General features: G+C 68.9%; 11 protein-coding genes. 3 read left to right on the forward strand and 8 right to left on the reverse strand.

The annotated features are described in order from the left end of the window. Positions 1–61: 61 nt before the first annotated feature. From OG787_RS23620 to aspS, 5 genes are all read right to left on the reverse strand, one after another. Positions 62–844 carry an MFS transporter gene (locus OG787_RS23620; protein WP_405540565.1) on the reverse strand — a complete coding sequence of 261 codons (783 nt, stop codon included), beginning with the start codon at positions 842–844 and terminating at the stop codon, positions 62–64. Beyond that, a complete protein-coding gene (locus OG787_RS23625) occupies positions 754–1416 on the reverse strand; it encodes an MFS transporter (protein WP_405536302.1) in 663 nt (220 codons plus the stop codon). The genes OG787_RS23620 and OG787_RS23625 overlap by 91 nt, the downstream gene beginning before the upstream one ends. Positions 1417–1602: 186 nt before the next feature. Further along, positions 1603–2604 (reverse strand): intradiol ring-cleavage dioxygenase, encoded by a 1002-nt coding sequence (locus tag OG787_RS23630; RefSeq protein ID WP_405536303.1) that lies wholly within the window; start codon positions 2602–2604, stop codon positions 1603–1605. Between the two features lie 165 nt (positions 2605–2769). After that, positions 2770–3681: an intradiol ring-cleavage dioxygenase gene (locus OG787_RS23635; protein ID WP_369029213.1), complete on the reverse strand. Its 912-nt coding sequence runs from the start codon at positions 3679–3681 to the stop codon at positions 2770–2772. 122 nt (positions 3682–3803) lie between these two features. Beyond that, positions 3804–5567: an aspartate--tRNA ligase gene (gene aspS / locus OG787_RS23640; RefSeq protein ID WP_369029212.1), complete on the reverse strand. Its 1764-nt coding sequence runs from the start codon at positions 5565–5567 to the stop codon at positions 3804–3806. 286 nt (positions 5568–5853) lie between these two features. Between aspS and OG787_RS23645 the strand changes: the two genes are divergently transcribed. From OG787_RS23645 to OG787_RS23655, 3 genes are all read left to right on the forward strand, one after another. Next, positions 5854–8004, forward strand: a complete 2151-nt coding sequence (locus tag OG787_RS23645; protein ID WP_405536304.1) for a SpoIIE family protein phosphatase — start codon at positions 5854–5856, stop codon at positions 8002–8004. Positions 8005–8070: 66 nt separating this feature from the next. Beyond that, entirely contained in the window at positions 8071–9459 is a 1389-nt protein-coding gene (locus tag OG787_RS23650) for a cytochrome P450 (RefSeq protein ID WP_405536305.1), read from the forward strand. 73 nt (positions 9460–9532) lie between these two features. Beyond that, a complete protein-coding gene (locus tag OG787_RS23655; protein ID WP_369029209.1) occupies positions 9533–10402 on the forward strand; it encodes a Bro-N domain-containing protein in 870 nt (289 codons plus the stop codon). A 90-nt stretch (positions 10403–10492) separates the two neighbouring features. On the opposite strand, the gene OG787_RS23660 is transcribed toward OG787_RS23655, so the two are convergent. The 3 genes from OG787_RS23660 to OG787_RS23670 all read right to left on the reverse strand — a co-directional run bounded on the left by OG787_RS23660 (position 10493) and on the right by OG787_RS23670 (position 14210). After that, positions 10493–11464 carry a pirin family protein gene (locus tag OG787_RS23660; RefSeq protein ID WP_369029208.1) on the reverse strand — a complete coding sequence of 324 codons (972 nt, stop codon included), beginning with the start codon at positions 11462–11464 and terminating at the stop codon, positions 10493–10495. A gap of 113 nt (positions 11465–11577) precedes the next feature. Further along, on the reverse strand, positions 11578–13512 hold the full coding sequence (locus OG787_RS23665) for a YncE family protein (protein ID WP_405536306.1): 1935 nt from the start codon (positions 13510–13512) through the stop codon (positions 11578–11580). A gap of 233 nt (positions 13513–13745) precedes the next feature. Beyond that, entirely contained in the window at positions 13746–14210 is a 465-nt protein-coding gene (locus tag OG787_RS23670) for an SseB family protein (RefSeq protein ID WP_235476750.1), read from the reverse strand. Positions 14211–14292: the final 82 nt, after the last annotated feature.

Consider the following 14292-nt stretch of genomic DNA (forward strand, 5'->3'; position numbering starts at 1 on the left):
TGAACGACTGCCAGGCGCCCGGGGTGTGTTCGCCCCGGGCGCCTCGCCGTTGCGCACCGTCTCAGGACGCGACCGCGCGGGTGCCCGGCGCGACCCCGGACCTCGTGGTCCCGCGGGTGTTCCTGATGGCGAACACCCCGATCACCGCGAGCAGTGACGCGGCGGAGAGCGTGTACAGGCCGCCGTTCGTGCTGCCCGTCGTGTCCTTGAGGTAGCCGAAGAGGAAGGGGGCGACGAAACCGCCCAGGTTTCCTATCGAGTTGACCACCGCCAGGCCCGGCGCGGCGACCTTGAGGTCGAGGCCCGACTGGGCCATCGGCCAGTACAGGGTGGCCGCGCACTTCCCGCCGACCGCGGCGAGCGTGAGCGCGGCGAGGCCGAACCAGGGGGAGCCCAGGGTGGCGAGGAAGGTGCCGACGGCCGACAGGACCAGGGCGACCGCCAGGTAGGGGCGGCGGTCGGGGGCCTTGTCGGTGAAGTGGCTGACGGTGTATATCGCGATCACCGCGCAGATCCACGGTACGGCCGTGAGCAGCCCGACCTGGAAGGACGACAGCCCGCCGATGTCGTCGACCAGGCTCGGCAGCCAGAAGGTGATCGCGTACCCGGTGAGCGCCATCGCGAAGAAGACGCCGGTCAGCAGGGCGACCTGGGGGTGCAGGATGAGTTTGATCCGGGACACCTTGGGGGCGCGGGCGCGGGCCTCCTCGTCACGGGCGACCGCCGTGCTCAGCGCCGTCTTCTCCTCCGGAGTCAGCCAGCGCGCGTCCTCGATGCGGGAGACCAGGAAGAACCCGGCCACGAATCCGACGAGGATCGAGAAGACGCCCTCCAGCGCGAACATCCAGCGCCAGCCGGCGAATCCGCCCGTCCCGTGCATTCGAGGAGCGCCCCGGTGATCGGGCCGGTCACGATGTACGCCGTCGCCGAGCCGCCCAGGAAGATCGCGCTCGCCCGGCCCCGGCTGGAGTCGGGCAGCCACTGGGTGAAGTAGAGGAGCACGCCGGGGAAGAAGCCCGCCTCCGCGACACCGAGGAGGAAGCGCAGGACGTAGAACATCGTGACGTTGTGGATGAAGCACATCGTCACGATCACCAGACCCCAGGTGATCATGATGCGGGTGAGCCAGACCCGGGCGCCGAACCGCTCCAGGAGCATGTTGCTGGGCACCTCGAACAGCGCGTACCCGATGAAGAAGAGCCCGGCGCCGAGCCCGTACGCGGTGGCGCTCACCCCGACGTCGGCCCGCAGCTCGTCCTGGACGAAGCCGACGTTCGTCCGGTCCATCTGGTTGACCAGCAGCATCAGGACCAGGATCGGCAGCATCCGGCGCAGGAACTTGCCGACGGCCCGGCTCTCGGCGTCGGACACCTGACCGTCGGGCAGCCGTCCGGCGGGCACCACAGCTTCTGACATCGTTGTCTCCCTCTGTGCATATACGTGAACAGCAATCACGTACACGGGCATCAGAGGAGACTACGGAGGCCGAACTTCCGGGTCAATGGGTTGGATCGACGTACATGTATGTGAACTCCTCGGACACGACGAAGGCCCGGAACCTGGGGGAGGGTTCCGGGCCGCCCTTCGCGGGCCGTACGTCCGTCAGCTCGCGGAAGCGGAGGGCGAAGCCGTGTCCGTCGCCGACTCGGACGCGCCCGGCTGCACCGCGTCGTCCGTGCCGGTGTGGGTCGCCTCGGGGTCGACACCCATCGTGATGGAGCCGATCACACCCTTGGCGATGTTCTTCTTGTCGTACTTCAGCTTGAGCAGACCGCCCGTGGTCCCGCTCTGGTCGTAGATCGTGTCCTCGGTGAGCGTCGTGCGCTCGGTCGTCGACGTCGAGTACGGGTCGACCTCGGCGGAGGCGAGCACCGACTCCTCGTCGAAGAAGAACTGGCCGGTGTGGCAGGTGGTGCCGCCCTCGTAGCCGGCGTCCGTCCAGGTGCCGTCCACGTGCACCTTCGTGTGGATGTGGACGCAGCGGCCCCGGTACCAGCCCGGGAAGATCGTCTTGAAGGTGACCCGGCCATGCCGGTCCGTCTTCCAGGTGCCGCGCAGGTAGCGCTTGTCGTCGGTGGGCTCCTCGTGGCCACCGCCACCGCCCGTACCGCCGGAGGGGGCGCCGGACGGCGCGTCGGTCGGGGGCTCACCCGTCGGGGTGCCCGAGGGGGCGTCGGTCGGGGCGCTGCCGCCACCGCTGGAGAGGCTCTCGTAGCCGGAGTACAGGCCCAGCGCGTCGCAGTGCCAGACGTCGACGGCCGCGTTGACGATCGGCTTGCACGTCTCGGAGTCGATCACCCGCAGGCTCAGGGTCAGCGGGATGCCTTCCTTGTCCTCGGTGATGTCCTGGCGGAGCTTGTCCGCGTCGATGTAGTACGGCCCTTCGGTGGTCTCGGAGGTCAGCGTGTAGCAGACCTCGGAGCTGGTGCTGGTGCTGGTGCTGGAGGCCTTGGGGGTGGGGGTCTTCTTCCCCGTCCCGCCCGCGAACGCGCCCGCGGCGACTCCGCCCGCGACGCCCACCGCGGCGACCGCGCCGGCGCCGGTGACGACGACCTTGCGACGCGTCAGATCCCGTTTGTGCTTCGGCCCTTGGTTCTCTGTCATGGGTCTGGAACTTAGGTAAGACGCCTGTCAGGACCATGGGAAAGGACTGTGCTTTGCTTTGCCTTTTCATGGATCTTCGGAGAATCAGCAAAGGGGGCGAGAAATAGCCGTCGATTTCCCGCCCCCCTGCATTGATTGGGCATTAATTAGGTAAGGCTTACCTAATTAATTCTCCTCCTCCGGCGCCACGCCCATCGTCAGCTCGGCGAGAACTCCGCGCCCGATGTCCGTCTTCTTGTAGCGCAGCCGCAGCAGCCCGCCCTCGGCCCCGTTGTCCGGGTAGATCGTGTCCTCGTCGAGGGTCGTCCGGGTGGCCGTGTTCGTCGAGTACGGCTCCACCACCGCCGAGAGCAGCACCGACTCCTCGTCGAAGAACAGCTGGCCCGTGTGGCAGGTGTGCCCGCCCTCGTAGCCCGCGTCGGTCCAGGTGCCGTCCACGTGCACCTTGACGTGGATGTGGACGCAGCGGCCCCGGTACCAGCCCGGGAACACGGTCCGGAAGGTGACGAACCCGCGCCGGTCCGTCTTCCACGTACCGCGCAGATAGCGCTCGTCGTCGGTCGGCTCCTGATGACCGGGGCCGCCGGGGCCATCCGTGGGGGGCGGACCTGTGGGGACGTCCGTCGGCGCGTCGGTGGGCGGGGTGCCGCCGCCACCACCGCCGCCGTTGCCCATGGCCTCGTAGCCGGAGTAGATACCGAGCGCCGAGCAGTGCCAGATGTCGACGGCCGCGTTCCGCACCGGCTTGCAGGTCTCGGCGTCGATCACCTTGAGCCTGAGGGTGAGGGGGATGCCCTCCTCGTCCTCGGTGACGTCCTGCCGGAGCTTGTCGGCGTCGATGTAGTACGGGCCCTCGGTGGTCTCCGTGGTCAGTACGTAGCAGGCCTCGGGCGTGCCGGTGGGGGTGCCGGAGCTGTGCGCGCCCTTCACCGTCGGCGCTTCCGGCGCTCCCTGTGCGGAGGCGAGCCCGGCGCCCAGGGCCGCCACCGCTGTGGCGGTCACCGCCGTCGCGCCACCGGCGACAACGACTCTGCGGCGCGTCAATTCCCGTAATTCTTGCTGGGGGGTGTCAGTCATGGGCCCGGAGATTATGAATGGGACCTGTCAAAGAGCTGTGATTTCCGGGGTTTCCTGAGCACCGCATGAGAATGGCTCGGAATCGCCGCCGATTCCGAGCCACCCCAAAGAAAACCGCCCCTTTACTTGGGCTGCGGCTTCCGCACCGAAATGTGCAGCTCCCGAAGCCGCGTCTCCTCCAGCTCCGTCGGCGCGCCCATCATCAGGTCCTGGGCGTTTCCGTTGAGCGGGAACGCGATCGTCTCGCGGATGTTCGGCTCGTCCGCGAGGAGCATGACGATCCGGTCGACGCCGGGCGCGATCCCGCCGTGCGGAGGGGCGCCGAAGCGGAACGCGCGGAGCATGCCGGCGAACTCGCGCTCGACGGTCTCCTCGTCGTAGCCCGCGAGGCCGAACGCCTTCAGCATGATGTCGGGCTCGTGGTTGCGGATGGCGCCGGAGGACAGCTCCGTGCCGTTGCAGACGATGTCGTACTGCCAGGCCAGGATGTCCAGCGGGTCCTGGGTCTCCAGTGCCTCCATGCCGCCCTGGGGCATCGAGAACGGGTTGTGCGAGAAGTCGATCTTCCCGGTGTCCTCGTCCTTCTCGAACATCGGGAAGTCCACGATCCAGCAGAACCGGAACACGTTCTCCTCGAAGTGCCCGGCCCGCTTGGCGGCCTCGACGCGCACCGCGCCCATGATCTTCGAGACCTCGTCGTACTCGCCCGCGCCGAAGAACACGGCGTGACCGGCCGACAGGGACAGGCGCTTGGTCAGCTCGGCGACGTTCTCCTCGGTGAGGAACTTCGCGATCGGCCCGGACAGCGAACCGTCCTCGGTGACCCGCACCCAGGCCAGGCCCTTCGCGCCCAGCGTGACGGCGAAGTCGCCGAGCTGGTCGAAGAACTTCCGGGGCTGCGCGGACACGTCCGGCACCGGCAGGGCGCGTACGTGCTTGCCGGCGAAGGCCTTGAACTCCGAGCCCTCGAAGACATCGGTGATGTCGACCAGCTCCAGCTGGGCCCGCAGGTCCGGCTTGTCGGAGCCGTACTTCAGCATCGACTCGCGGAACGGGATGCGCGGGAACGGCGAGGTGACCTCACGGCCGTTGCCGAACTCCGTGAACAGCTCCGTCATCAGCTTCTCGATGGGCTGGAAGACGTCCTCCTGCTCCACGAAGCTCATCTCGACGTCGAGCTGGTAGAACTCGCCCGGCGAACGGTCCGCGCGGGCGTCCTCGTCCCGGAAACAGGGCGCGATCTGGAAGTAGCGGTCGAAGCCCGAGATCATCAGCAGCTGCTTGAACTGCTGCGGGGCCTGGGGGAGCGCGTAGAACCGGCCCGGGTTGAGACGCGACGGCACGACGAAGTCGCGGGCGCCCTCCGGGGAGGTCGCCGTCAGGATCGGCGTGGCCATCTCGTTGAAGCCGAGCGCGGTCATCTTGTGACGAATCGCGGAGATGACGGCCGTACGCAGCATGATGTTGCGGTGCATGCGCTCGCGGCGCAGGTCCAGGAAGCGGTACTCCAGGCGCCGCTCCTCGTTGACCCCGTCCTCGGTGTTGATCGTGAAGGGCAGCGGCTGGGCGGCGCCGAGCAGCTCCACCTCGCCGACCTCGACCTCGACCTCACCGGTGGGCAGCTCGGAGTTGATGTTCTCCGCGCCGCGCGAGACGACCTTGCCGTCGATCCGGACCGTCGACTCCTTGGAGACCTTGTCGAGGGCCTCGTAGGCGGGCGTGCCGGGGCGGGCGACCAGCTGCGTGATGCCGTAGTGATCGCGGAGATCGATGAAGAGGATGCCGCCCAGGTCGCGCCGATTGTGCAGCCAGCCGCTCAGCCGGACGTCACTGCCGACGTCAGAGGCGCGTAGCTCGCCGCAGGTGTGGGACCTGTACCGATGCATCGTCGTTCATCCAGCCTTCGCGGATCGGGGATGGGATCAGGGTCGGGGTCGTGGCCGGTGTTTCACGTGAAACACCGGCACACCGGAACCTCGAAACCTTGAAAAGCTCAGCCCCAGGGTACCGGCCGCCCCGATACCGCTTCCCCGCAATTGTTCGCACGCGTACCCTGTACCGCTTCCGCGCAGCTTGCCCCGGCCCGCACAGCCAGGCACGCACAGCTTCCACACAGCTTGTCCTGTACAGCTTGGGTGGCACGCTGCGATCACCTCTCCATAAAGTGGGTCAATGCGCACTGGTGAGCCCCTGCCCGCCGTGGGGGACGTCCTGGTCGCCCTCGCAACCGGCATGTGGCATTGGGACACAGCAACAAATCTGGTCACGCTCGACGCCGAGGCGGCCCGCCTGCTCGGCCTGCCCGCCGAGCCGACCACCCTCACGGAGGCCGCGGCCCGGGCCCGGCTCCACCCGGTCGACTGGAACGAGATCGGCGGGGTCATGCAGCTCGCCGTCACCGAGGGCACCATCGCCGAGACCCGGGCCAGGGTCATGGACGACCGGGGCCGGGTGATCCGTACCGTCCGCAGCAGGGCGAAGCCGCACTTCGAGGCCGACCGCAAGGCGTACGACGTGCTGGGCACCCTCCAGGAGGTCACCGAGCCCGCGCCGGGCACCGCCGCGCGCACCCCCGTCACCGGTGACTGGCGCCGCTCCCGCGAGGCGTTCCTGCTGGACGCGGGCCGGGCACTGGCCGAGGCGCGGTCGACGGAGGAGGTGCTGCGGGTCGCGGCCGGTCTGTCGATGCCCGGCTTCTCACCGGACGGCCTGGCGGTCTTCGGCGTCCAGGGCGACCGCCTCACCGTGATCGGCCACCACGGCCAGCGCCCCGGCGACGAGCGTCCCTTCTCCCACATGCCCCTGGAGACCGACTACCCGGCCGCCGAGGTGGTCCGCACCGGCCGGGCCGTCTACCTCTCCTCCCCCGAGGCCTACAAGGCCCGCTACCCCACCGCCTGGCCCCTCGCCCAGGTCTTCGACCGCCAGTCCTGGGCGTTCCTGCCGCTGACCGTCGCGGGCCGCACCATGGGCGCCTGGATGGCCGGCTTCGCCTACCCGGTCAGCTTCACCCCCGACGAACGCTCGGTCCTGACCACGGTCGCCCGCATGCTCGCCCAGGCCCTGTCGAGGGCGGGAGTGGCGGAATCGGAACGGGAGCTGACCGACGGCCTGCAACGCTCCATGCTGCCGACCCTCGGCCCCGAGATACCCGGCATGGACGTCGCCGCCCGCTACATACCGACCGGCGGCGGCCTCCAGGTCGGCGGCGACTGGTACGACATGATCCCGCTGCCCGGCCGTGGCCGGTTCGCCCTGGTCATCGGTGACGTCCAGGGCCACGACGTCCGCGCCGCCGGTCTGATGGGCCAGCTCCGCATAGCGCTGCGCGCCTACGCCTCCGAGGGCCACCGCCCCGACGCGGTCCTCTCCCGCGCCTCCCGCTTCCTACACGGCATCACCAACGATCAGGGCAGCGGCGACCTGCGCTTCGCGACCTGCCTGTACGTCGAGGTCGACCCCTCGACCGGGGTCCTGGAGATCGCCCGCGCGGGCCACCCGGACCCGGCGATCCGGATGGCGGACGGCACGGTACTGACCCGCCCGACCGCCGGCGGCCTGCCCCTGGGCATCGACCCGGACGCCGACTACCCCACCACCCTCCTCGCCCTCGAACCCGGCGAGACCATGCTCCTGTGCACGGACGGTCTGATCGAGACGGGCGGCCACGACCTGGAGACGGGCTGGCAGCGCATCCGCAGGACGCTGGAGGAGCACAAGGGCGACAAGGGGGATGCGGACAACGACCTGGAGGGCCTGGCCGACGCCCTGGTCCAGGCCGTACACGGCCCCTCGTCCCACCACACCACGGGCCCGCTGGCCGACCGCCGCGAGGACGACATAGCGCTGCTGCTCCTGAGCCGCCCGGAGGAGTGCGTGACGGACGGCACCGCACCCCCGAGGACACGCCCCACGGTCCGCCGCACGATGCTGACGATCGCCCAGGCGGAGCCCGAGCGGGTCGCCGTGGCCCGCCAGCAGCTCCGCGAACAGCTCCACGACTGGCCCAGCCCCGACCAGGTCGACTCGGCGGTCCTCCTCATCTCCGAAACAGCGACCAACGTCCTGGTCCACACGGACGCCGACGCCCTGGTCGTGGCCGAGGTCACGGGCGACCCCGGCAGCCGCCGCATCCGCGTCGAGGTCACAGACGTGAGCGACGACCTCCCACACAAACGCCGCCCGGGCGAACTGGCGTCGTCGGGCCGGGGACTGATGCTGATCGAGATGCTGGCGGACGCGTGGGGAGTGGACCCGCGGGGCGAGGGGAAGAGCATCTGGTTCGAGTTGTATGAGAAGGAGGGGGAGGGGGAGGGGAAGTAGGTGCAGGGCGGGGATGGTCCGAAAGAAGGATGCCCCCGGGCGCCGTGAAAAGCGGATGATACGACCATGACCGTCGCGCGCACACGCCCCGGAAGCAGCACCGCACCCACCCCCACCGGTCACCCTCTGCTGGGCTCGGCCCTCGACCTCCGCCGGGACCCGCTCGGCACCTTCGTCCGTGCCCAGCGGGAGTACGGCGACGTGGTCCGTATGACGGCCGGCCCGCCCGGCCTCCGCGCGGTCATGTACTGCGTCTTCTCCCCCGAGGGCGCCCAGCAGGTCCTGGCCGCACAGGCCACCAACTTCCGCAAGGACAACGTCTTCTACGAGGAGATACGCCAGACCGGGGGCAACGGCCTCCTGACCAGCCAGGACGACGTCTACCTCCGCCAACGGCGCCTGATCCAGCCCCTGTTCACCAAGAAACGGGTCGACGGTTACGCCGCGACGATCACCGGCGAGGCCGAGGCGACAGCGGAACGCTGGCGGAACAGGCCCGAGGTGGACGTCGTACGGGAGATGGACCGGCTGGCGCTGCGCACGGTCTCCCGCGTCCTGTTCGGCGCGGACGTCGAGACCGCGGTGGACGTCATCCACGCCAACTTCCCGGTCATCAGCGCGTACATCACGCAGCGCGCCTACTCCCCGCTCAGGCTCCCGCGCACCTGGCCCACGCCCGCCAACAGGCGCGCGGAGGCGGCGACCCGGGCGGTGTACGAGGTCTGCGACCGGATCATCGCGGCACGCAGAGAAGAGGGAGGGGATACAGGTGAAGCCGGTGACGACCTGCTCTCCCTCCTCTCCCGGGCGTCGAACGAGGAGGACGGCAGCCTCGACGCGACGGAACTCCGTGACCAGGTCCTGGTGTTCCTCCTCGCGGGCCACGAGACGACAGCGACGTCACTGGCCTTCGCCCTCCACCTCCTGGCCCGCCACCCGGAGGCAAGGGCAAGGGCGCAGGAGGAGATCGACGCACTGCCGTCAGGGCAGCCGTACACCGCTGCGACGCCGGATCACCTTCCCTACCTGACAAGGGTCCTGAAGGAGACGATGCGCCTCTACCCGGCCGCTCCCCTCGTGGGCAGGCGGGCGGTCGAGGAGACGGAGATCGACGGTCACGTCATCCCTGCGGGCGCGGACGTCCTGGTCGCGCCCTGGGTCACCCACCGCCACCCGGCCCACTGGACCGACCCCGACCGCTTCGACCCGGACCGCTTCACCCCCGACCAGGAGACCGCCCGCCACCGCTACGCCTGGCTCCCGTTCGGCGGCGGCCCGCGCGCGTGCATCGGCCGTCACTTCTCGATGCTGGAGTCGGTCCTGGCCCTGGCGGTGCTGCTCCGCGAGTACGACATCGAGACACCGGACGTGGACATCCCGGTGACGTCGGCGGTGACGTTGCAGGCGGTGGGGGAGGCTCGGGTGAGGGTAAAGGCGAGGGCGCATATCCACTAAAGGATGAACATCGTTGCTATGAACACGAGTTGCGCCTCCAGCTGCCTAGATTCCGGGGCGGAGGTGATGCTCGATGAACGAGCAGAACAACACGCGCAAGGACGCGATCGACATCAACGACTTCGTGTACGCGGCCACGGGGGCGCGGGTACGGAGGCTGACCCTGCCGGACGGGACGCACTGGTTTCCCGCGGCGGACGTACTCAACAAGCTGGGGTACAGGAACCCTCAAAAAACTCTGGCGGACCATGTCCCCACAGAGCACCGAGAGATTCTTGAGACCCTAACTGGAGGTTATGGTCTCAGCATTCCCGCAGGTCGGGAGTGGCGCCGAGACATGAACCTCATCGATCTCCAGGGCCTGATCCGCTTGGTCAACGGCTGCACCAAGCCCGCGTCCCAGCCCTTCAAGGCCTGGGTCACCGAAGTCATCGTCGCCATCCATCGCGACGGCTCCTACTCCCTCGAACCCGCCGCCCTGCAACCCACCCCGACCACCGTCACCGCCTACGCGGTCCCCCAGCAACTCGCCGACGCCCTCGTCCGACTCGAAGAACGCGTCGACCGGCAGGACGAAACCCTGCGCCAGATCGACACCAAGCAGAACGTGATCGTCGACCTGCTCCGCGACATCACCCAGACCCTCCGCCGCACAGGCGACCGAACCCGCCAGGTCCAGGCCCCGGAGCTGACACCCCAACAGCTCCTGTCCAACTGGAGGTCCAGGAACCTCGTCGTCACCGAGGACGTCCACAAGGTCGCCGCCCACCTGGCCCCGGCACTGCTGCACGGCGGCGCCAACTACAGCGTGGAGGAGATCTCCGTGCACACCGAGCTGTCACCGGACCGCGTCCGCCACAGCCTGGAGCTGCTGTCCGAGCAGGGATGCGTACGCGAGGCCGGCCGCACTCCGGACGACACTCCGTTCTACGTGCTGCCGTAGTCCAGTAGCGCCGAAGACAGACGGGCCCGAAGTCGCAAACCAAAGTTGCGGCTTCGGGCCCGGTCGTACACTACTGAACTTTTCTGCGGTCTACAGACCACCCTCGGACATTCCATGCACCGCCGGCACAGTTCCCAGCCGGCCCTTCTGGAAGTCCTCGAACGCCTGCTCAAGCTCCGCCCTCGTGTTCATCACGAACGGGCCGTAGTGCGCCATCGGCTCGCGGATCGGCTGTCCGCCGAGGAGTACGACCTCCAGGTCCGGTGTGTTCCCGTCCTGCTGTTCGTCCGCGCGGACCGTCAGGGACGAGCCCGCACCGAAGACCGCGGTCTGGCCCTGGTGGATCGGGCGCCGGTCCGGGCCGACGCTGCCGCGGCCGGCAAGGACGTACGCCAGGCCGTTGAAGTCCTCGCGCCAGGGGAGTGTGACCTCCGCGCCCGGAGCCAGCGTCGCGTGGACGAGGCTGATCGGGGTGTGGGTGACACCGGGGCCCTCGTGGCCGTCCAGCTCGCCGGCGATGACGCGCAGCAGCGCGCCGCCGTCGTGGGACGTGAGGAGCTGGACCTGACCGCCGCGGATGTCCTGGTAGCGCGGGGCCATCATCTTGTCCTTGGCCGGGAGGTTCACCCACAGCTGGATGCCGTGGAAGAGACCGCCGGAGACCACGAGCGACTCCGGGGGCGCCTCGATGTGGAGGAGGCCCGAGCCGGCCGTCATCCACTGGGTGTCCCCGTTGGTGATGGTGCCGCCGCCGCCCTGCGAGTCCTGGTGGTCGAAGACACCGTCGATGATGTACGTGACGGTCTCGAAGCCGCGGTGGGGGTGCCAAGGGGTCCCCTTCGGCTCTCCAGGCGCATACTCCACCTCGCCCATCTGGTCCATCATGATGAACGGGTCGAGATGGCGGTAGTTGATCCCGGCGAACGCCCGGCGCACCGGGAAGCCCTCGCCCTCGAAACCGCTCGGCGCGGTCGTCACACCGATCACGGGACGCGGCACGGCGTCGGCCGGAGCGGCCACACGGGGCAGGGTCAGCGGGTTCTCGACGGTCACTGCAGGCATGTCGGGACCTCCTTGTGCGGCCAGTTTAGTTGATTGTTGAACTTCCTGCTACCCCTAACAGAGGAGGCCCGGAGGGCATTCCCTCCGGGCCTCCCGAGCCGACCGAGGATCGGCTAGTTGCTGAAGTACAGGTACTTCCAGGAACCGTACGCAGTCGAGTTCACGTTGTCCCCGGAGGCGCCGTCGACGTAGACCGACCGGACCCGTGCCTTGATGCCGGCTTCACCGGGCGCCCCGAGCTGCACCGCGGACTTGCCGTTCGTGGCGACCGAGAAGTACTCGGACGCCGTGGTGTGCCACGAGCCCTGGTAGAAGACCTGGAGGTCGAGGCGCTGTTTGCGGCCCGGGTAGTAGTTCATGGTCGTCGTGAGCACCGGGTCGGTGTTCTTGTGGAACCAGTAGTACGACTGCGAGCCGATCCGGCCGGTCTTGTAGTGCTTGGAGACGGCGGTGGAGACCCTGGCCCTGCCGTAGGCGGTGGACCTGACCGTCCGGGGCGCGTAGCGGGCGTCGCCCTTGAAGACCGCGGTGACGACCATGTCCCGGGTCATGTCCACGGTCGCGGAGAGATTGCCCGCCGAGTTGACCTTCCCGGTCTTCAGCAGCTTCTTGGGCCGGTCGGTGCCGTACGGGTCCACCCAGATCTCGACCGTGCGGTTCTTGTACGTCGCCCCGAGGTGCGCGGTGAAGGAGACGTCCTTGCCGTAGTCGTACGTCTTCTTGTTGTTGTTCAGGGTCAGCGCCGGCGTCGTACGCGAGACCTCCACCTTGTCGGACGCTGCGGCCGGCACATGCTCGGCGTCTCCCGCGTACGACACCTTGTAGGTGACCGTGCCGCCGGCCGGCGGGGAGTTCGTGAACGAGTACGTACCGTCCGCCTTGACCATGACCGAGGGCAGCGCATGTCCGCTCGGGCTGTCCAGGTCGGTGCGGGTGACCTGGAGCTTGGTGCCGGCCGGCAGCGGCACCGTGGCCGAGATCCTGCCGGTCACAGTGAGCGGCTTGGTCCGCGTGCCCTTCGCGGGGGCGTTCACCGTCAGGGTCGGAACGTTCTTCGTCGGGTCGGTGAGCGTCCGCAGGGCGAAACCGTTGCCGTTGTGTTCGAGCACGAAGATCCGGGAGGCGTCCGGGGCCCAGGCCAGGTCGTTGAAACCGACGGGGTAGGTGCGCAGCGGCTGGACGGCGTTCTGCCGGTAGACCGCCACCGACGTGCCGCCGATGCCCTGCACGACCAGGCCGTTCGGGGCGATGTCGGCCTGCCAGCCTGCCGGGTAGGAACCAGCGGCGCTGAACCCGCCGTCCGCGTAGACGTACCGTTTCGTGCCGTTGACCAGCACCTCCGAGGTGCCGGGGACGAAGTCGATGTCCCCGATGCCGTAGGTCGACGTGCTGGTGCCGTCATGCCACGCCGTCACCTTCGGCGTGCCGTCGGAGACATCGAGGACGGCCATCGAGTTCGCGGCATAGTTCTGGCCGACGGCCAGCAGTCCGGGCGCGCTCGGGTCGGTGTCGAGGATCACCTGGTCCCGGACTCCGGGCGCGGCGTCGGCGGGAAACAGCCCCGTTGTCACCGGGTCGGTCCCGCTCGCCGGGTCCACTGTCGGGTCGATCGACCCGAGGTTGGCGTCAGACCGCCCGCCGTAGGTGAACCACACCCTGCCGCCGGTGAAGGCGATGTGGCGTGGACCCGATTCGAAGGGGGCCCTGTAGTGGGCCTTGATGTCGAGGGTGGCAGTGTCCAGGGCCAGGATGCTGTCCCTGTCGACCACCACCACGTACAGGGTGGCGCCGTCGTCCGACAGGGCGAGGTCGGTGACCGAGCCGAGACCGCTGACCGAGTCGACGACGGTGCCGGAGTAGTCGGTGGCCAGGATCCTGCCGCCGCCGCTGTCACCGACGAAGACCCGCTTCAGGGTGCCGTCGACGACCAGGCCGCCGGGCCCGGAGACCACAGCGGTGGCGGCCGATGCAGGCCCCGCCCCCAAGACGCTCAGCGCCGCCGAGCTGAAGATGACCGCGAGCGCCGTCGCGGCCGAAGTGCTGCGCATGCGCACAGTGCTGAACCCCCCACAAGGAACCCGGGATCACCGGGAGCTGAGAGCGCCGCGCGACACCCAGGCACGACCGCCGGAAGCGGTGGCATGTGGGGCGCGGCTGCCAGGAGGAACCCTATGGCATGCCTGTGACAAACGCGGAGGGGATTTCCGGCAGGGGCAGGGGCAGGGGCAGGAGATTTCCGGCGCCCGGGGAGACAGCACCCGGGAAGACAGGGGGACGACCCTCAGCCGTACATCCTGCGCATCGCGAACTCCACCATCTGCTCGACCGCCTTCGCGTCGAACACCATGCGGTGCTCGCCCTCCATGTCCACGACGAAGCCGTAGCCGGTCGGCAGCAGGTCGATGACCTCGGCGCCGGTGATCACGAAGTACTTGGACTCCTTGCCGGCGTAGCGGCGCAGCTCCTTCAGGGAGGTGAACATGGGGATCACCGGCTGCTGGGTGTTGTGCAGGGCCAGGAACCCGGGGTTGTCGCCGCGCGGGCAGTACACCTTCGACGTGGCGAAGACCTGCTGGAAGTCCTCCGCCGACATCGAGCCCGTCGTGAAGGCGCGCACCGCGTCCGCGAGGGACGGCGGGGACGGCTCGGGGTACAGCGGCGGCTGCTGGCCGTACCCGCCCGGCATCTGCTGCTGCGGCTGGGCGTACTGCTGCTGCGCACCAGCGTTCTGGTCATAGCCGTACATGCGCGCAAGAGTACCGAGAGCGCGGGAGAACCGGGGCGGCCCGGTCCCCTGCTTCTGCCGCCAGGACGCTTCCGCCCGGCCC

It is taken from the genome of Streptomyces sp. NBC_00075, assembly GCF_045041225.1.
GTDB classification, from domain to species: Bacteria; Actinomycetota; Actinomycetes; order Streptomycetales; family Streptomycetaceae; genus Streptomyces; species Streptomyces adonidis.

Excerpts from the sequence above, each read along its gene's own strand:
- OG787_RS23625 (WP_405536302.1), bottom strand. The coding sequence starts at position 1,416 with ATGTCAGAAGCTGTGGTGCCCGCCGGACGGCTGCCCGACGGTCAGGTG.
- OG787_RS23650 (WP_405536305.1), top strand. The coding sequence starts at position 8,071 with ATGACCGTCGCGCGCACACGCCCCGGAAGCAGCACCGCACCCACCCCC.
- OG787_RS23655 (WP_369029209.1), top strand. The coding sequence starts at position 9,533 with ATGAACGAGCAGAACAACACGCGCAAGGACGCGATCGACATCAACGAC.
- OG787_RS23660 (WP_369029208.1), bottom strand. The coding sequence starts at position 11,464 with ATGCCTGCAGTGACCGTCGAGAACCCGCTGACCCTGCCCCGTGTGGCC.
- aspS (WP_369029212.1), bottom strand. The coding sequence starts at position 5,567 with ATGCATCGGTACAGGTCCCACACCTGCGGCGAGCTACGCGCCTCTGAC.
- OG787_RS23635 (WP_369029213.1), bottom strand. The coding sequence starts at position 3,681 with ATGACTGACACCCCCCAGCAAGAATTACGGGAATTGACGCGCCGCAGA.
- OG787_RS23620 (WP_405540565.1), bottom strand. The coding sequence starts at position 844 with ATGTTCGCGCTGGAGGGCGTCTTCTCGATCCTCGTCGGATTCGTGGCC.
- OG787_RS23670 (WP_235476750.1), bottom strand. The coding sequence starts at position 14,210 with ATGTACGGCTATGACCAGAACGCTGGTGCGCAGCAGCAGTACGCCCAG.
- OG787_RS23665 (WP_405536306.1), bottom strand. The coding sequence starts at position 13,512 with ATGCGCAGCACTTCGGCCGCGACGGCGCTCGCGGTCATCTTCAGCTCG.
- OG787_RS23630 (WP_405536303.1), bottom strand. The coding sequence starts at position 2,604 with ATGACAGAGAACCAAGGGCCGAAGCACAAACGGGATCTGACGCGTCGC.
- OG787_RS23645 (WP_405536304.1), top strand. The coding sequence starts at position 5,854 with ATGCGCACTGGTGAGCCCCTGCCCGCCGTGGGGGACGTCCTGGTCGCC.